Source organism: Polaromonas sp. P1_E12, from assembly GCF_056405975.1.
On record NZ_JBFUBB010000007.1, the window covers coordinates 92,792 to 110,171 of the forward strand.

At 60.9% G+C, this 17,380-nt stretch carries 21 protein-coding genes; 18 read left to right on the forward strand and 3 right to left on the reverse strand.

The annotated features are described in order from the left end of the window. Window positions 1-2 precede the first annotated feature (2 nt). Window positions 3-1,340, forward strand: coding sequence for a type II toxin-antitoxin system HipA family toxin (locus tag AC1D13_RS18630; protein WP_477690074.1), 1,338 nt, complete (start codon window positions 3-5; stop codon window positions 1,338-1,340). Here AC1D13_RS18630 and AC1D13_RS18635 read toward each other — a convergent pair. After that, on the reverse strand, window positions 1,337-2,104 hold the full coding sequence (locus AC1D13_RS18635) for a glutathione peroxidase (protein ID WP_477690075.1): 768 nt from the start codon (window positions 2,102-2,104) through the stop codon (window positions 1,337-1,339). The two genes, AC1D13_RS18630 and AC1D13_RS18635, sit on opposite strands and share 4 nt — an antisense overlap. A gap of 244 nt (window positions 2,105-2,348) precedes the next feature. On the opposite strand from AC1D13_RS18635, the gene AC1D13_RS18640 reads away from it, so the two are divergent. Together AC1D13_RS18640 and AC1D13_RS18645 are read left to right on the forward strand one after the other, a co-directional pair. Further along, window positions 2,349-2,801 (forward strand): DUF2721 domain-containing protein, encoded by a 453-nt coding sequence (locus AC1D13_RS18640; RefSeq protein WP_457280618.1) that lies wholly within the window; start codon window positions 2,349-2,351, stop codon window positions 2,799-2,801. Between the two features lie 384 nt (window positions 2,802-3,185). Then, complete coding sequence (locus AC1D13_RS18645; protein ID WP_457280619.1) at window positions 3,186-3,740, forward strand: hypothetical protein; 555 nt, start codon at window positions 3,186-3,188, stop codon at window positions 3,738-3,740. 21 nt (window positions 3,741-3,761) lie between these two features. On the opposite strand, the gene AC1D13_RS18650 is transcribed toward AC1D13_RS18645, so the two are convergent. Next, on the reverse strand, window positions 3,762-4,748 hold the full coding sequence (locus tag AC1D13_RS18650; RefSeq protein ID WP_477690076.1) for a LysR family transcriptional regulator: 987 nt from the start codon (window positions 4,746-4,748) through the stop codon (window positions 3,762-3,764). 91 nt (window positions 4,749-4,839) lie between these two features. On the opposite strand from AC1D13_RS18650, the gene AC1D13_RS18655 reads away from it, so the two are divergent. From AC1D13_RS18655 to AC1D13_RS18690, 8 genes are all read left to right on the forward strand, one after another. Then, window positions 4,840-6,258 carry an acyclic terpene utilization AtuA family protein gene (locus AC1D13_RS18655; protein ID WP_477690077.1) on the forward strand — a complete coding sequence of 473 codons (1,419 nt, stop codon included), beginning with the start codon at window positions 4,840-4,842 and terminating at the stop codon, window positions 6,256-6,258. Next, the gene (locus AC1D13_RS18660) at window positions 6,255-6,626 is read left to right on the forward strand and encodes an AtuA-related protein (RefSeq protein ID WP_477690078.1); all 372 of its coding nucleotides are present in this window, start codon (window positions 6,255-6,257) and stop codon (window positions 6,624-6,626) included. The genes AC1D13_RS18655 and AC1D13_RS18660 overlap by 4 nt, the downstream gene beginning before the upstream one ends. A gap of 83 nt (window positions 6,627-6,709) precedes the next feature. Next, window positions 6,710-7,717, forward strand: a complete 1,008-nt coding sequence (locus AC1D13_RS18665; RefSeq protein WP_457280623.1) for a Bug family tripartite tricarboxylate transporter substrate binding protein — start codon at window positions 6,710-6,712, stop codon at window positions 7,715-7,717. Window positions 7,718-8,049: 332 nt separating this feature from the next. Further along, entirely contained in the window at window positions 8,050-8,619 is a 570-nt protein-coding gene (locus tag AC1D13_RS18670) for a TetR/AcrR family transcriptional regulator (RefSeq protein WP_477690079.1), read from the forward strand. A 39-nt stretch (window positions 8,620-8,658) separates the two neighbouring features. Beyond that, window positions 8,659-9,282, forward strand: a complete 624-nt coding sequence (locus AC1D13_RS18675) for an isochorismatase family protein (RefSeq protein WP_457280625.1) — start codon at window positions 8,659-8,661, stop codon at window positions 9,280-9,282. Between the two features lie 103 nt (window positions 9,283-9,385). Then, a complete protein-coding gene (locus AC1D13_RS18680; protein ID WP_457280626.1) occupies window positions 9,386-9,802 on the forward strand; it encodes a hypothetical protein in 417 nt (138 codons plus the stop codon). 63 nt (window positions 9,803-9,865) lie between these two features. Beyond that, window positions 9,866-10,228, forward strand: coding sequence for an energy transducer TonB (locus AC1D13_RS18685; RefSeq protein WP_477690080.1), 363 nt, complete (start codon window positions 9,866-9,868; stop codon window positions 10,226-10,228). Between the two features lie 48 nt (window positions 10,229-10,276). Beyond that, a complete protein-coding gene (locus AC1D13_RS18690; protein ID WP_477665889.1) occupies window positions 10,277-10,651 on the forward strand; it encodes a lysozyme inhibitor LprI family protein in 375 nt (124 codons plus the stop codon). Window positions 10,652-10,721: 70 nt separating this feature from the next. On the opposite strand, the gene AC1D13_RS18695 is transcribed toward AC1D13_RS18690, so the two are convergent. Beyond that, window positions 10,722-11,084, reverse strand: coding sequence for a hypothetical protein (locus AC1D13_RS18695; protein ID WP_457280629.1), 363 nt, complete (start codon window positions 11,082-11,084; stop codon window positions 10,722-10,724). 92 nt (window positions 11,085-11,176) lie between these two features. Between AC1D13_RS18695 and AC1D13_RS18700 the strand changes: the two genes are divergently transcribed. The 7 genes from AC1D13_RS18700 to AC1D13_RS18730 all read left to right on the forward strand — a co-directional run bounded on the left by AC1D13_RS18700 (window position 11,177) and on the right by AC1D13_RS18730 (window position 17,379). Next, window positions 11,177-11,689, forward strand: a complete 513-nt coding sequence (locus tag AC1D13_RS18700; protein WP_477690081.1) for a DinB family protein — start codon at window positions 11,177-11,179, stop codon at window positions 11,687-11,689. Window positions 11,690-11,781: 92 nt separating this feature from the next. Then, on the forward strand, window positions 11,782-12,177 hold the full coding sequence (gene arr / locus AC1D13_RS18705) for an NAD(+)--rifampin ADP-ribosyltransferase (protein ID WP_477690082.1): 396 nt from the start codon (window positions 11,782-11,784) through the stop codon (window positions 12,175-12,177). A gap of 148 nt (window positions 12,178-12,325) precedes the next feature. Further along, complete coding sequence (locus AC1D13_RS18710; RefSeq protein ID WP_457280632.1) at window positions 12,326-12,559, forward strand: Cif family virulence factor; 234 nt, start codon at window positions 12,326-12,328, stop codon at window positions 12,557-12,559. A gap of 368 nt (window positions 12,560-12,927) precedes the next feature. Continuing rightward, window positions 12,928-13,446, forward strand: coding sequence for a DUF2199 domain-containing protein (locus AC1D13_RS18715; RefSeq protein ID WP_457280633.1), 519 nt, complete (start codon window positions 12,928-12,930; stop codon window positions 13,444-13,446). 202 nt (window positions 13,447-13,648) lie between these two features. Beyond that, window positions 13,649-13,993, forward strand: coding sequence for a hypothetical protein (locus tag AC1D13_RS18720; RefSeq protein ID WP_457280634.1), 345 nt, complete (start codon window positions 13,649-13,651; stop codon window positions 13,991-13,993). 463 nt (window positions 13,994-14,456) lie between these two features. Then, complete coding sequence (gene acuI / locus AC1D13_RS18725; RefSeq protein WP_477690083.1) at window positions 14,457-15,434, forward strand: acrylyl-CoA reductase (NADPH); 978 nt, start codon at window positions 14,457-14,459, stop codon at window positions 15,432-15,434. Window positions 15,435-15,468: 34 nt separating this feature from the next. Beyond that, window positions 15,469-17,379, forward strand: coding sequence for a propionate--CoA ligase (locus AC1D13_RS18730; RefSeq protein WP_477690084.1), 1,911 nt, complete (start codon window positions 15,469-15,471; stop codon window positions 17,377-17,379). The last annotated feature ends 1 nt before the right edge of the window (window position 17,380 follow it).

Genomic DNA, 17,380 nt, shown 5'->3' on the forward strand with positions numbered 1-17,380 from the left:
CCATGAACGTTCTGGCGCTCGATATTTATATCGGCACCTTGCGTGCCGGCCTGCTGTTCCAGTACGGCACGGGCAGCAGCGCGCTCACACGTTTCATTCCAGACGAGGTTTTTTGGTCCAACCCGGATTCACCGGTGTTCTCCTGGGCCGCTACCGACGACGACCCGCAGCGCCGGGAGATTTTCTGGCGCAGTTATGTGAACACGCCGTTCTTCAATGCCGAAGGCGGGCGCCTGCCGGCCTTCTTCCAGAACCTGCTGCCCGAAGGGCCGCTGCGCCGCCACCTGGAGCAGTTGCGCGGTTGCGGGCCGAACGACCATTTCGACATGCTGGCCGCCTGCGGCACAGACTTGCCGGGCAATGTGTATGCCTACCCTGCGCACCTTGATGCCGACGCGCTGGCAGGGGTGGTGACGCAGCACAACGATGCGCTCGAAATGTCCGTCACGGCCGATCCCTTGCCCGACGCGACATCGCTGTCGGGCGTGCAGCCCAAGCTGGCATTGGTGCAGCAGCCGGGCCGCTACGTGGCGCGTACCCGCGACGCGCAAGGCACCCACATCATCGCCAAGCTGCCCACGGCCGAATTTGCCCTGTTGCCCGAAGTGGAAGAGCTTTCCCTGCGGCTTGCGCGGGCAGCCGGCGTGAACGTCTGTGAAGCCTGGCTGGCGCCCATGGACGAGATCGTCGCCGAGCAACCCTTTGTGCTTGGCGAAAGCCGGCATTTCCTGGCCGTCAAGCGCTTTGACCGCGGGCCTGAAGGGCACATTCATTGCGAAGACTTTGCGCAGATCCTGCGCATCCAGCCGGAAGAAAAATACACGCATCCCGCCGCAACCTACGCCGCCATGGCCCGGACTTTGCGCGAAGGCATGAGCCTGGATGCGCACGTGGGCGAGGGCGCTGCAGAGGAGTTGATCCGCCGCGTGATGGTCAATGAAATGCTCGGCAACTATGACGCTCACGTCAAAAACTTCGGTGTGGTGTACCCGGGTGGCCGCACACCCGAGTTGTCTCCGGCCTACGACGTGGTGGCTTACGCGGCCTACCTGGGCGGCAGGGGCCACGCGCTGCGCTTTGTGCCCGGTGGTGAAAAGCAGGCCAGGCTGACCGCCAAAACGCTGCGCAGTTTTTGCAACGCCACGGGCATGTTTGAAACGCGCATGCGCGGCGTGCTCAATGAAGCAGTGGGAAAAGCGTGTGAGTCATGGCCGCAGATGATTGCCGCCAGTTCGCTGCTCGAACGGCAAAAGCAGAACCTGCTCAAGCACTTTGACGCCTGCGAGGCGGTGGTCAGCTGGCGCGCCCGGCGCAGGGCGAAAAGCGCCGCAGCCGGCTAGCTGAGAAACTGGCGCGGTTCCGGCTGTGGCCGGGACTCTTTCAACCAGGCTTGCAGGTCCTCCGACCCGCCGATTTTTTTCCCGCCTGCGAATACTTGTGGCGCCGTTCCCGCGCCTGCAACCGCTTGCAGCGTACTGGTGGTGATGCCCTGGCCCAGGATGATCTCCTCATAGCTAAGACCTGCTTCGTCCAGCATGGCCCGGGCTTTCGCGCAAAACGGGCAGCCCGGCTTGCTGAAGAGGGTGATGGGCTCGGGCGCCACGGCTTGCGGTGCAAGGTACTTGAGCATGGTGTCGGCGTCCGAAACCTCGAAGGGGTCGCCTTCCTTTTCAGGCTCAATGAACATCTTCTCGACCACGCCGTCCCGCACCAGCATGGAATAACGCCAGGAGCGCTTGCCGAAGCCGAGATCACTCTTGTCGACCAGCATGCCCATAGCCCGTGTGAAGTCGCCGTTGCCGTCCGGGATCAGGGTGATATTGCCGGCCTCCTGCGCCTTTCCCCATTCGTTCATCACAAAGGCGTCATTGACCGAGAAGCAGACCACGTCATCAATGCCGTGGGCCTTGAAGGTGTTGGCCAGTGCATTAAAGCGCGGCAAGTGGGTGGAAGAGCAGGTGGGCGTGTAGGCGCCAGGTAGTGAGAACACCACGACGTTTTTGCCGGCAAACAGGTCAGTGCTTTTCACGTCGGCCCACTGGTCGTTCTGGCGAGTTTTGAAGGTGACGTCGGGGACGCGCTGTCCCTCGTTGTTGGGGAGCATGGGAAATCCTTTGGCTGGTATGTGTGCGGGGGAGCGGTGTGGCATGGCTCTTGATCTAAAAATCAGGGCGCCGATGTCGGTCGCAACCTTGCCGTCTGATTCATTGTGGAGAGCGTCAACGGCAGGACATGTCGGACAGCGACGACATCTGTGTAGGGCATCGTCAGCAAGGCAGGCGACCGGCAGGCCTGCTGGCCTGATGTTTGCATGACAATACCCATTTCATGAACCCCCGGAGCCCCGCATGAACTTTGCGCCCGACCTTGCGACGGTCACCCACGGTATTCAACTGGCAGTGGCGCCGGTGTTTTTGCTCACCGCGGTGTCGGGCATGATCGCCGCCGTCGCCGGGCGGCTGGCACGCATCATCGACCGCGCGCGTTTCCTGGAGAACCGGCTGGAGACCGGCGGCGTGGAAGAGGCCCGTGCGCACCGCATGTATGCCGAACTGCGCGAGTTGCGCCAGCGCGGCTGGCTGGTCAACATCTGCATCGCCTTTCTGACCTTTTGCGCCATGCTGATCGGCACTACCATCATCCTGCTGTTTTTGGGTGAGACGAGTGAGTTGCCGACCCTGCGCATTGCCACTGTCTGTTTTTTGTCGGGCGTGGTGTGCTTTCTTCTCGCGCTGGTCTGTTTCCTGGCTGAAACGCTGCTGGCCACACGCCTGCTCAAGTTTGCCGAGCCGAAAAAATAGCGCGGTGGTTTGAGGTTTGATTGTTTTGCAGGTCTTAAATGCCTGCAGGCCAATTGGAACAAGCGCGAGCAGCTATAAAAAATATAGCAATCGGGTTTTTCTCCTGTCGTAATAGTGGCCGGCAGAAAACGCCAGACCTTCAGATACGTGACAACGTATGACTGTGAAACAGCTTGTTTCCTTACATCCCCATGCTGTGTTTCTCCGCCAGAATTGTGCAGCTCTGCGTGTAGCGGCACGCCCGTGCGGACGTGCCCGCAGCGTGCAGCGCGGCAGGTGAATGCCCTGTCAACGGCAACCGCAGGCCGCCGTTGAAAAAGGGACGCTGTGCACTTGTTGCCTGTGTCCGGCGAGCCCTGTACTGAAAACCACTGGAGAACCACGATGACAACAACACACACACCGACAACAGGTTTGCGCCTGACCAGCCGCAGCCTGGCACTTTTGATGGCAGGCGCGCTGATGTGCTCCGCGAGCTTTGCCGAGAAACCCGAATGGGCCGGCGGCGGCAAGAACAAGGACAAGGGCGGCAAGCACAGCCAGGTGGAGCAGTCAGACCAGGACGATCACGGCGGTAAAAAAGACAAGAAGTCCAAAGGCAAGAAACACGAAGACGTCAGGGTAGGCGGCTATTTTGTTCCCGAGCAACGTGTGGTGCTGCAGGACTACTACGGCAAGCAATTCAAGTCTGGCCATTGCCCTCCGGGCCTTGCCAAGAAAAACAACGGCTGCATGCCCCCCGGCCAGGCCAAAAAGTACGCCATCGGGCAACCGCTGCCTGCCGGCGTGGTGTATTACCCGGTGCCTGCATCGGTGGTGGTGCGTCTGGGCCCTCCGCCCTCAGGCCACAAGTATGTGCGTGTCGCGACCGACATTTTGCTGATTGCGCTGGGTACCAGCATGGTGGTGGATGCCGTGCAGGATCTGGGCTCGCTCTAAGCCCTAAAAAGTCCTGAAGCCCTAAGGCTTTCCGGGTTTGCGGCGTTTGAGCTGCTGCAGCCCGGGTTGCCACGCTTTCATGCGCTCCATGACCAGGTCGTGCAGCGCCTGTGCCGCCACCGAAAGGCTGCCTTCCTGCCGGCGCACGGCATAAATTTTTCGTGACAGGCCAGGCGTGGCCAGCGGCCGCGTCAGCAGGTTCTTTCGCTCAAAGTGAAAGAGCGTGAGCGCCGGCACCACGCTGATGCCGATGCCAGCCTCAACCATGCCGGTCACCGTCGCCAGCTGGTCTACTTCCAGCACCGTATGGGTCTGCAACGGGTGCAGCGCTGCGTCCAGCGCCTGTCGCACGCTGCTATTGCGCGACATGTGGATAAACGGGAAGGCCGCCAGTTTCTTCAGCGTCAATACTTTTTCTGCGGCCAGGGGATGGTCCGTGCGGCAGACCAGGTGAAAACGGTCGGTGCAAAGCAGCTGCGTGGTCAGGCCCGCGTGCGTGGCGCCTGTCGAGGCGAGCGCGAAGTCGGCTTTGCCGCTGCGCACCAGCTCAATGCAGGCGTCAGACAGCAGGTCGCTGAGGTTCAGCTCAATGCCGGGCCAGGCCAGCCCGAACTCCGCAAAAATGGAAGGCAGCCAGCCCGCCGCGAGGGAGGGCAGGGCCGCAACATGCACGCGTCCCTTGCGGCGCTCGACGTGATCGCTCAGTTCACCCACCGCGGCGCTGAAGTCACCCAGCAATTGCCGCGCCGGCGCTTCAAACAATCTTCCCTCCGCTGTCAGCTGCACGCTGCGCGTGTCGCGGTCAAACAGCCGGGTATTCAGCTCTGCTTCCAGTGTCTGGATCAGGGCGCTGAACGCAGGCTGCGACAGGTGGCAGGCGGCCGCGGCCCGGGTAAAGCTGCTCAGCTCCACCAGCGCCAGGAAAGCCCGCAGCTGGCGCGTCGACAGGTTGGGGCTGCGTGCAGGCAGGCGGGCCGCATTTTTCGGGGTGGTAGTGGACGCAGCCATTAATCTGATTTTCAAGTCAATCAATAGGAATTTTGCATTTTACAAATAAAAGGTTGGGGCTTAAATTCGTGGCATTCAACGCTTGGCCATGATGACCTCTACCACCGCCGCTGCAGCCGCCCGTACCGCCACACCGCCCGTCAGCCTGCTGATCGGTTGCGCGGCCGGCTTTTCGGGTGACCGTGTGGACGCGGCCGGCCCAGTGGTAGACACCCTGATCGCGCGGGGCGGGCCGGCCTTCCTGATTTTCGAGACGCTGGCCGAACGCACGCTGGCCCTGGCGCAACTGCGCCGCCGCGCCGACCCCGGCGCCGGCTTCGAGCCGCTGCTGGACGACATGCTGCGCCCCGTGCTGGCGCGCTGCCTGCAGCACAACATCCGCATCATCAGCAACTTCGGCGCGGCCAACCCGATGGGCGCGGCGCGGCATATTCAGGCCATGGCCCGGGAGCTGGGTTTGGCTGCACCGCGTATTGCGGTGGTCGAAGGTGACGACCTCTCGGAAGAGCGGCACCGCGAGCTGCTGCGCACCCAGCTGGGCAGCGCGATGGACGGCATCCGCATGGTCAGTGCCAACGCCTACATTGGCGCTGAAGCGATTGCCGCCGCGCTGGACGCCGGCGCGCAAATTGTGGTGGCCGGCCGCGTGGCCGATCCGTCGCTGGCCGTCGGGCCTGCCATGTCGCACTTTGGCTGGCGTGCCGATGATTGGGACCTGCTGGCACGCGCCACCATGGCCGGCCATTTGCTGGAATGCGGGGCGCAGGTTTGCGGCGGCTATTTTGCAGACCCCGGCTACAAGGACGTTCCCGATTTGCACGCCGTCGGCTACCCGATTGCCGAAATCAGCGCCGACGGCAACTGCATCATCGGCAAGGCTGCCAACACAGGCGGGCTGGTGAACCTTGCCAGCGTCAAGGAGCAGTTGTTGTATGAAGTGCATGACCCGGCTGCCTACCTCACGCCCGACGTTGTGGCGGACATCACCACGGCGCAGATTGAACAAGCCGGCCCCAACCGCGTGGCGCTGAGCGGTGTGCGCGGCCATGCCCGGCCTCCCAGCCTGAAGGTCAACCTCTGCCATGAGGGCGGCTGGCTGGCCGAAGGTGAAATCTCTTACGCCGGCCCGCGCGCCGAGGCCCGCGCCCGTCTGGCGGCCGATGTGCTGCGCCGGCGCCTGCCGGCCCTGGCGCTGCGGGTGGACCTGGTCGGCGCACTCAGCGTCATGGGTGACGATGCCGGCAACCTGCTCGCCGCAACGCCGCCCGGTGACGCGCGCGACATACGCCTGCGCGTGGCCGCCACACACACTGACCGCCTTGAGGCCGAGCGGCTGACGCGGGAAGTCACCGCCCTGTACTGCTGCGGCCCAGCCGGCGGCGGCGGCGTGCGCACGACACTGACACCAAGGCTCAACACCTTGCCCTGCCTGGTGCCCCGAGACGCTGTGAAGGTGTCGTTCAGGATGCTCGATACCGCAGCGCTGGCTACCGCAGGGGAGGCCGCATGAGCCAGGCCATGATCACGGTCCCGCTGTACCGCGCCGCGCACGGGCGAACCGGCGACAAAGGCAACCGTTCCAACATCAGCGTGATTGCCTGGCACGCTGAGCTTTATCCCGTTCTTTTGCGGCAACTGAGCGAAGCCGCAGTGGCGCGCCACTTTGCCCACCGCAAGCCCAGCTGTGTGCAGCGGTTTGAACTGCCCTTGCTGGGCGCGCTGAATTTTGTGCTTGACGACGTGCTGGATGGTGGCGTGAATGACGCGCTCAACCTCGACACGCACGGCAAGTCGCTTTCATTCTGGCTGCTGGATCTACCCCTCGAGGTTCCCGCGGCGCTCGCAGGCCTGTTGGCCGGAGGAGACCACGCTTTTTAACGGAGCCGATTCACCAGGACACCAGGACACCAAGACGAGATCAACAACGTCAGATACGCCTCATCACAACATCAGGAGACAACATGAAAACCGCCACTCAAAAATTCGTCCACAGCCGCATCCGCCCCGCCATGCTCGGCATCGCCGCGCTATGGGCCATCGCGCCTCTCGCCGTGCCCATGGCGGCACAGGCGCAGGGCTTTCCCGAAAAGCCGATCACCTTTGTCGTGCCGTTTGCGGCCGGCAGCGCGACCGACCAGCTGGCACGCGCCATCGGCCAGGCCGTGACCAACGACACCAAGGTCAGCGTGGTGGTCGACAACAAGCCCGGCGCCAACAGCTTCATCGGCGCCCAGGCAGCCGCCAAGGCGAAGCCCGACGGCTACACCGTGTTCATCACCACCAACACCACGCAGTCGGCCAATGAGCACCTGTTCAAAAAGCTGCCTTACGACCCGGTCAAGGACTTCGCACCGCTGACCGCGCTGGGCCGCGGCGGCCAGATCATGGTGGTCAACCCGGCACTGCCGGTCAACAGCGTGGCGGAGTTCATTGCGCTGGCCAAATCGAAACCCGGCAAGCTGTCTTTTGGCAGCGGCAGCTCGTCCAGCCGCGTGGCGGGCGAGCAGTTCAAGCAGATGACGGGCACCTACATCCTGAACATTCCGTACAAGAGCAATCCGCCCGCGGTGACGGACCTGCTGGGCGGCCAGATCGACATGATGATCACCGACATGGCGACCGGCCTGCCGCAGGTCAAGGGCGGCAAGCTCAAGGCGCTGGGTGTTTCCACCCGGCAGCGTTCACCGTTGGCGCCCGAGGTGCCGACCATCGCCGAGGCCGGCGTCAAGGGGTATGAAATGACCTACTGGTTTGCCGCCTACGCGCCCGCCGGCACGCCCGCGGACGTGGTGGCGAAGCTGAGCGACATGCTGGTCAAGGCGGCCCGCAGCCCTTCGGCCGCACCGTTTTACCAGGCCAGCGGCACTGAAATCTTCACCAGCAACCCGGAAGAGCTCCGCAAGTTCCAGGCGGCAGAAACGCTGAAGTGGGGAAAGATCATCAAGGCTGCGGGAATCGAGCCTGAATAACGGTGTGGGGCTGGATCTGAATTAAATGGGCCTCCAGCCCTTTGTGGGCGAGCGCAAGAAGCTATCAAATTAATAGCTAATGGGGCCGGCTGGCCTGGCCTGCCCGGCGGTGGGGCAGGCCAATACCGCGATGACCGGCTGGTCATCCGCCTGCAGGGCATCAGTGCTTCCTGTGCGTCATTCTTTAAATTTAAACAATGTTCAATTTTTAGAACAAGCGTTAATTTTTACCAAAAATGGCGCCATGGGCGGGTGGTCTTTCCGCCTATATTCAATTGATGCAAGCCCGAATAGACCGCCAGCAAGCCCAAAGTGATTTACGCCGAACCCTGATGCTGGACGCCGCCCGGTCCGTCTTCGAACGCCTGGGCATCGACGGCGCCAGCATCCGCGAGATCGCCAAGGAGGCGGGCTACACCGCCGGGGCCATCTATTCCTATTTTGAAAACAAGGAAGCCATTTACGGAGCCTTGCTGGCCGAGTGCCTGGAGCGCCTCAATGGCGTGGTGGCGTCTGCGGGTGAGGCGCGGGGCGGCCCGGCTGAGGTGCTGGAAGCCAAGGCCAGCGCCTGGTTTGGTTTTTTTGCGGCCAACCCGCGCGACCTGGACCTGGGTTTTTACCTCATGCAGGGCATGCGCCCGCGCGGCCTGGGCACCGAGCTGAACCAGCAGCTCAACGACCGCCTTCACGACGCCTTGCGGCCCTGCGAAACGGCCTTGAAGGCCATGGGTTTGAATGCTGAGGACGCATTGCGCGAAAATACAGCCTTGTTCGCGCATGGCATGGGCTTGCTGCTCCTCAAACATACCGGTCGCATCCGCATGTTCGGGCAGGACGCCACGCTGCTGTTCGATGCTTATGTGATCGGCCTGGTGGAGCGCCTGCAGCGCAGTCCGGCCTGATCTTTCCGAGAACTCCTCCAGAATTTCCCAGGACCCCCGATGCTGCTTGACGCCGACGACTCCCAACTTGTGCTGGTCGACTACCAGACCCTTTTGATGCCCGCCATTTTTGAAGGCGGCCTGGTCATGGCCAACGCCGTGAAGCTGGCCCGCATGGCCAAATTGCTGGATGTACCGGTGTGGGGTACGGAAGAAAACCCCGAAAGCCTGGGCGCCACCGTGCCCGAAGTGCAGGCTGCCATTCAAGCCGCTGGCGGCAAGATCATGGACAAGATGTTCTTCAGCGCCGTGGCCGACGGCCTGGGCGACATGCTGCGCCCACCCGTGCGCAAGGCGCCGACAGGCGGCAACGCCCGCAGCCTGCCCAAACACCTGCAAAAGCCGGCGCCCGAACCGGAAGAGGGCAGAAGCACCATCGTCATCGCCGGCTGCGAAGCCCACGTCTGCCTGATGCAGACCGCGCTGGACCTGCTCGAAGAAGAGTTCGAGGTCTGGGTGGTCACCGACGCCTGCAGCTCACGCACCGAGCGCAACCGCGATGCGGCGTTTGACCGCCTCGCCGGCAACGGCGCCGAGCTGGTGACGACCGAGATGGTGGCGTTTGAGTGGCTGCGCACCGCTGAGCATGAGGTGTTCAGGGATGTGCTGGGGTTGGTGAAGTAGGGTGCGGACCAAACACACCTGATACAGATAAGCCCGCCCGGTCTGCCGTTGGTTCGCTCAAAATGTCGAACGTTCAGGTCAAGGGTGGATAACCAGCCACTGAGTGCCGACCACCTTCAGCGCCACCTCCATCCCAACTCAGGCCTCAATGAGAAATTACGCATTACCGGTAGCCATTCGGCTCCTGGCATTTATAGCGCCACTACTCTTTTTGCAACTGTATTCACAAAGAGCGTTCGAGTACGCACGCACACAAGAGCGTCACGGAGATACTGGCCTGGGGATCGCCATTCTTCTTGGTTTCATGACCTTCATCATGCTGGGCGCGTTCCTGATCGATCTCATCATCCAGATCCGAAAGAGACGGCCTTTCGCCTATTTGACTGACGCTTTCATCTTGCTGATGCTGCTCATGCCGTTTGGCTGGTTTGCGTGCAGTTGGTTTGGGTTGCACAACAGTCTTGCTTGCAGGATTCCCATGGTATTTTTCAGCCAGGTCCTAAGCTGGCTTGATCTGTGAGGCTTTTTGGCTGCCTGGCAGGCGTTTGAGTTTTGTCCAGTTGCAACCCGTACCTTGTTCCGAATGAAATACCTATCTCGCGTCTTCCGCGTCTTTTTTATCTCCCTGGTGCCGATGGTGCTGACAGCCTGTGCGTTTGGCACGGGTGAAATTGTGCAGCCTGCTAGCCAGGTCGATTCACCAAGGCTTGCGTATCCGGCGCATGCCAGGCGCCTTGAAGAGCAGGGCGTTGTCAGGTTGCGGGTGCAGGTCCTTGCGAGTGGCAGCGCGGGCGAGGTGCGGCTCCGTCAAAGCTCGGGTTCTGCCACGCTGGATGCGGCCGCAGTCGAGGGCGCGAAAAAGTTCAAGTTCAACCCAGCCAGAACAAAGTGGGGCCGTGCCGTGGACTCCTGGGTGGATCTGCCGATCAAGTACGCTCTTGAGTAGCTGGCCGGGCGGTCCTTGTTGCTCTTTACTTCCAACGTTAGTCCCACAATGAAATACTTTCTTGCATCAGTGGCGATGTTCATTTCGTTTGCGGCCTCTGCCGGCGATTGTCCAGGTGGTTCCCCCTCGACTGACGGCTGTCAGAAGCTTCTCGAGCCGCTCGAGAGGCAACTGGCTGCAGCAGAGAAAGCTGCAGAGTTCAAACTCTCAGCGGCCCTGCGTGAAAATGGCCCGGAGTACGTGACTGAAGCGGTGAAGGCGTTGCGCGAAAGCAGTCAGGCCTGGCGAAAATTGAGAGATTCGGAATGCTGGTATCTGGCGCTCAAGGATGGAATGAGCATGTCGCCGGACTATGCAAGCCCAGTTGCGGCCGCCTGTAGGGTGGACCGCACGCGGGACCGCGTCTCGTGGATGGCCAAATGATGACTACGTGGTTCTTCGACGGGGACGCGCTGTTGCGTCCGTGCGCTTTTGGCTTATGCGCCGGTCAACGTTAGGCGCTTTGATAATGAAACCCAGCCCGAAGCACGCCGCGGTCGCGCTCGTCACGTTCGGGGTGTTGTTTGGTGTTGCTGCGGCACTCTGGCCAAAAGCCGAGGTTCAACAGTCCGTCGAGTGCGTTGAAAAAAGTGCCTGTCTGCCGAGCTACAGGAATACGGCTGTATGCGAGACGCTCCTTGTCGGAGTATCGGAAAGAGAGCTCATCGTTCGTCTCGGGCAACCGGTCCAGGTGAAAGGTTTGTTGCTGTACTTTGAAGCTGGCGCGGACGAGCGAGGTCCGATTGAAGTAGAACTCGGTGAGAATCGGAATGCAATTCGTCTGTCTTGTCGGCCAAGCGTCTAACGCCTCCTGCAAGCGGACGCCTTGCTGCGTCGCTTAGGCCCAACGCTGGGCCCAATCGGCTTCGCAGCGTGCGAATACCAAACTTAAAAGGAACGCCACCTGCCATGAACACCATTCTCGTTTCACTGTTCGAGTACAAGGCATGGGCGAACACCGAGCTCCATGCCGTCCTCGAAAAGTTTGATGCGCAGCAGCATCCCGGTGAGTTTCGCGCCATGCTTCACACGCTTGATCACGCCAACGTTGTGGATCGAATTTTTCAAGGCCATCTGACCGGCGTCGCCACGCAGCTCTTCAAGGCAACGCACTCCGAACCTACTCCGAGCTTGCCGGAGTTGCGGGAGATCGTGAAATCCACAGACGAGTGGTACCTGCAGTTCGTACGCGGTGTCAGCGCCGAGCGTTTGAAACATCGGGTGCGTTTCACATTCACTGACGGTGACAGCGGCGAGATGTCTTGTGAAGAGATGCTGCTCCACGTCATTACGCACAGCGGCTATCACCGCGGGAGCATTGGCCAGATGCTTGAAGACTTGGGAACCGACTCTCCGCCAGACTCCCTGACAAAGTTTTTGCACAGGCATGAACCGGAGCGTCGACTCGGAGACAGGGGTTAGCGAGGCGGGCGCACGGCAACGCATGCAGTGACGGCGTCTAACCCCTCATCCAACTCTCCCTTGGCACCAACCCCGTTTGCACTTAACAACTCATGGCAGCTTTGGACACCGGCCCTTTTTTTCACGGCACGAAAGCCGAATTGCAGGCAGGCGATCTGCTAACGCCAGGCTTTAAATCGAATTACGATGAAAGCGTCGTGATGAATCACATTTATTTCACAGCCCTCCCCAAAGGCGCGGGGCTTGCCGCAGAAATAGCCAAAGGCAGCGGCAGGCCGCGGGTCTATATCGTTGAACCGACAGGGGAATTTGAGAACGATCCCAACGTCACAGACAAGAAATTCCCGGGCAATCCGACTCGGTCCTATCGAAGCAAACTGCCTGTAAAAGTTGTTGGCGAACTCGAAAGCTGGGAACCCTATGACTCCCAGTTCATTCAACAACTGAGAGACCGCATAGAAAATGGCATGGGAAAAATCATCAATTGATGTGAGACTCCCCCTATGAAACGAGTATTCAGTCGCGGCGATAGGGCGCCTAACCCCTCGCTCAAGCGCCGACCCGTTTTGGCCGGCACCGTCGGCTTCGCTCTAACGTCAGGCGCCATAGCAATCTGGGAGACGTAGGACTAAACCCATGACCAAGATGAAAAAGCCTGAAGATGCGCCCGGTGCATTTCAAGCCGCCTGGAATGGCCACGACATGGCTGCTCTCGGTGTGCTGTTCGACCAGGACGCAACGTTCGTGAATCGCTTCGGGCACCATGTCCGGGGCGTTGCAGAGATCGTGGCACTCCACGTTCCGATTCAAAGTTGCCAATCGGTTCTAACATATGCCGAAATTTCCCATCCCCATAGATTCGATGCATAACATGTCGTGGTGGCTCTGGTTCACCGCGGCCTGCTTGGCGGTTCTAAACTTTGGCGTCTGCGTTGCCGTGTCACGGAGCGGTAACTACACTCGAGCGCAGGTACTACTTCAATCCGCGCTTGTATGGATGTTGCCGGTTTTCGGAGCAATATTTGTCGCGCTTGTTCTTCGTGCGGATGCAACGCCGCGCACGAGGGCTGGACCGTTTATCCCGCCCACTGATGACCCTGGCGGCGCCAGTGGGGACCTTGGCGGAGGTGGTGGCCATGTTCCATAAAATATCAATTAACGCGGACCCACAACAGCAGGGAGCGGTTGTGCCGCAAGTGTTGGTGGTCCGGTCATCTTTACTTTAGGCCTCCAATTTCATGGGAGCAATCTTTGCATTCAAATGTTCATGCTGCGGTGAGCTGCATGAGGGCTCACCGAGCTTTGCATTTCAGGCGCCAGATCCATACACCTGGCTAACAGAGGAGCAGAAGCAAAGCATCGGGCAGGTGTCCGACGACCTCTGCGTTATCCGTCATGCTGAAAGAACCGACTACTTCGTCAGAGCTGTTTTGGAAATTCCAATACACGGCGTTAGTGAGCCCTTTGTTTGGGGTGTGTGGGTTTCTGCAAGTCAACAGAGCTTTGAGCGCTATGTTCAAACCTTTGACACCCCAGTGGAAGGTGACGGTTTCTTTGGCTGGCTCTGCAACCAAATTGACCTGTATCCAACCGAGCAATCCAGGTCCGCAGATGTGTACATACAGCCTGGAGGTCTTCGGCCCAAGGTTGTGTTGCATTCCGCAGCCAATGAGGCTGATCAACTGGCAGTTGACCAGCTTTCGGGCATTACAGTTGAACGTGCCCAGTACCTGGCTGAGAAGGCTATGCACCAATGAGAAAGCGGCCTACGGTCATGTTCGGTTTGGCCCACATCCATTCCTAATGGACCTCTTTTTCGATGGGAGCAGCGGGCTGCCGTTGTGGTGCAGATCCAGCAGAAATCCGCGCTGCGGCCGCACAGGGTTAACAGCGAAGCCATTTCCAGCGAAGTCCCAGCGCGCCGGTATCATGGCGAGCCCGTAATCCCCTGAGAACCGCATGACCATCCTGCTGCTCCCCCTCGTCCTTTTTGCCCTCATCACCCTGATGCCGGTGAAGTGGGCCGCCGGGTTTGTCGATGCCGGCAACACCAGTTATGGCGCTGCAGCCATCGCGGCCATCACCGCGCCCGCTGTGAGCCTGGTGGTCTTCAAGCTGTCCGGCGGGTTCATGGGCTTCGTGTTTGCCTTTATGGCCGGCATTGGGATTTACGCCGCGATTTTCCGCGTGCCAGGCCGGTCCCTCATCGGCTTCTCCATCATGGTCGTTGCCTTGCAGGCTGCTGTGCTGTTTGCTTTGATCTCATTTGGCGTCACCACGGGGCAGGGGCTGGTCCTTCGATAAGTAAGTGCGTCTGGCGCACGCCCGGGTTCTTTCGGGTGATTGGCTCGACTGGATGACGGAGCCTGGGTTTGCGCTTGCGCCAGCATACGAGGGCGGCTGACCCTTGGTTTTATGTGCTATCAAAACAATAGCTGCTTGCGCTCGCCACAATTGGCTTTCGGGCTGATTTCACTCATAAAAATCGCCAAAATCTGCCATTGAGGCACCCTTGGGGCCTCAAAAGCGGCGCAAAACCGCTCCAAACCACCTCCGGGAAGCCACAACACACTCTATTTGAACAGTGAAAGTAGCTTTTATCCAATAGGGACAAGCGCAAGCAGCTATCAAAACAATAGCGAAATCCGGCGCACCAAGGGCCGCGTCAGCCTCCTGAAAGCCCGTTATCCATAATTAAGAATTCAGTTTTGCTGATTTTCCAACGTTTCTGGCCGCTTGAGACAACAACCCCTCTGGAGACAACGCCGTGTTCAAGTCACTTCTGCTCACCAAGTCCGACGCCGGCTTTTCAGCGGCCATCACCGACACCGACGAGGCCCAGCTCCCCGCCGGTGACGTGCTGGCGCAGGTCGAATATTCCACCCTCAATTACAAGGACGGCCTGGCCATCACCAACAAGGGGCCGGTGGTGCGCAGCTGGCCCATGGTGGCGGGCATTGACGGCGCGGGCACGGTGCTCGAGTCGACTCACGCCGGTTGGAAGACCGGCGACCGCTTTGTGCACAACGGCTGGGGTCTGGGTGAAACGCGCTGGGGCCTGATGGCCGAACGCGCGCGCTTGCAGGGCGACTGGCTCGTGAAATTGCCGGCAGCCTTCACCACCCGCCAGGCCATGGCGATTGGAACGGCGGGCTATACCGCCATGCTGAGCGTACTGGCGTTGGAGGCGCACGGCGTGAAGCCCGGCGACGGTGAGGTGCTGGTGACGGGCGCGACCGGTGGCGTGGGCAGCGTGGCTGTCGCCTTGCTGGGCAAGCTGGGCTACACCGTGGTGGCCGCCACCGGCAAGGCCATTGAAGAGGCTTATTTGAAGCAGTTGGGCGCCAGCAGCGTGATTGACCGGGCCGAGCTGTCTGCGCCCGGCAAGCCGCTGCAAAAAGAACGCTGGGCGGGCGTGGTGGACGCCGTTGGCTCGCACACGCTGGCCAATGCCTGCGCGCAAACGCGCTACGGCGGTGTGGTCACGGCCTGCGGGCTGGCGCAGGGCGCGGATTTCCCGGCGACGGTGATGCCGTTTATCTTGCGCGGCGTGACGCTGGCAGGCATCGACAGCGTGATGGCGCCCTTGGCCAAACGCCAGCAGGCCTGGGAACGGTTGGCAAAAGACCTGGACACTGCCAAGCTCGAGGCGATGCTGGAAGAGATTCCGATGGTGAAAGCGGCAGAAAAAGCGGCCGACTTGATGTCGGGCAAGGTGCGCGGCCGCATCGTCGTCAAAATCTGAGCACGAATTCAAAAAGCAAAAACGGAGACGAGACATGACGAGCTACGCAGACTTCTACCGCCAGTCCATCGACCAGCCCGAGGCCTTCTGGACCGAGCAGGCCCAACTGATCGACTGGCACCAGCCTTTCACCCGCGTCTGCAATGACGACAATCCGCCGTTTGCCCAGTGGTTTGAAGGCGGGAAAACCAACCTGTGCCACAACGCGGTAGACCGGCACCTGAAAGACCGGCCAGACCAGCCCGCGCTGATCTACGTCTCCAGCGAAACCGGCATTGAAAAAACCTATACCTTCACCGAGCTGCACGCCGAAGTGCAGCGCATGGCCGCCAGCCTGCTGGCCATGGGCGTGGTCAAGGGCGACCGCGTGCTCATCTACATGCCCATGATTGCCGAGGCCGCCTTTGCCATGCTGGCCTGCGCGCGCATAGGCGCCATTCACTGCGTGGTGTTTGGCGGCTTTGCCAGCGGTTCACTGGCTTCGCGCATCGACGACGCCACGCCGCGCGTCATCATCAGCGCCGACGCCGGCTCGCGCGGCGGCAAGGTGGTGGCGTACAAGCCCTTGCTTGACGAAGCCATCCGCCTGTCAAAACACCAGCCCGAAGCCGTGCTGCTGGTGAATCGCGGCCTGGCGCCCATGCCCATGGTGGCTGGGCGCGATCTGCATTGGGAAAATTTGCGCGCCAAGTACATGCACGCGCTGGTGCACTGCGTGTGGCTGGACTCCGCCGCCATCAGCTACACCATCTACACCAGCGGCACCACCGGCAAGCCCAAGGGCGTGCAGCGCGACACCGGTGGCTATGCCGTGGCGCTGGCCGCCAGCATGAAGCACATCTTTGACGGTCGCGCCGGCGAGACCTATTTTTCGACCAGCGATATCGGTTGGGTGGTGGGCCACAGCTACATCGTCTACGGCCCGCTGATCGCCGGCATGGCCACCATCATGTATGAAGGCCTGCCCACGCAGGGCATGGACAAGCAGCCCAACGGCGCGATCTGGTGGAGCCTGGTGGAAAAGTACAAGGTCACCGGCATGTTCAGCGCGCCCACCGCCGTGCGCGTGCTGAAAAAGCAGGACCCGGCCCTGCTGAAAAAACACGATCTCTCCAGCCTGCGCGCCTTCTTCCTGGCCGGCGAGCCGCTTGATGAACCCACAGCCCGCTGGATCAGCGAAGGCCTGAACGTGCCCATCATCGACAACTACTGGCAGACTGAATCAGGCTGGCCCATCATCACGATTGCCAACGGCGTTGAAAAGAAGGCCAGCAAGTTCGGCAGCCCCGGCGTGCCCATGTACGGCTACAAAGTCAAGATCCTGCATGAGTCCACCGGCGAAGAGCTGACCCAGCCCAACGAGAAGGGTGTGGTCGTCATCGAAGGCCCGACGCCGCCGGGCTTCATGCAAACCATCTGGAAGGACGACGCGCGCTTCGTCAACACCTACTGGAAGAGCGTGCCCGGCAAGCAGGTCTACAGCACTTTCGACTGGGGCATACGCGACGAAGACGGTTACTACTTCATCCTGGGCCGCACCGACGACGTCATCAATGTCGCAGGCCACCGCCTGGGCACGCGCGAGATTGAAGAAAGCATTTCAGGCCATGCCGGCGTCGCCGAGGTGGCGGTGATCGGCGTGGCCGATCAGCTCAAGGGCCAGGTGGCGATGGCTTTTGCTGTGCCCAAGGATTCGAGTGTGCTGGCTGACAAGGCTGCAGCAATGAAGCTTGAAGGCGAAGTCATGAAGCGCGTGGACGGTGATCTGGGGGCTGTCGCCCGCCCGTCGCGCGTGCACTTCGTGTCGGCGTTGCCCAAAACACGCAGCGGCAAGATGCTGAGGCGTGCGATTCAGGCTGTGTGCGAGGGCCGGGACCCAGGAGATTTGACTACGATGGATGACCCGGCGGCGCTGCAGCAGATTCGGGATCGGGTGGCTGGGTAGG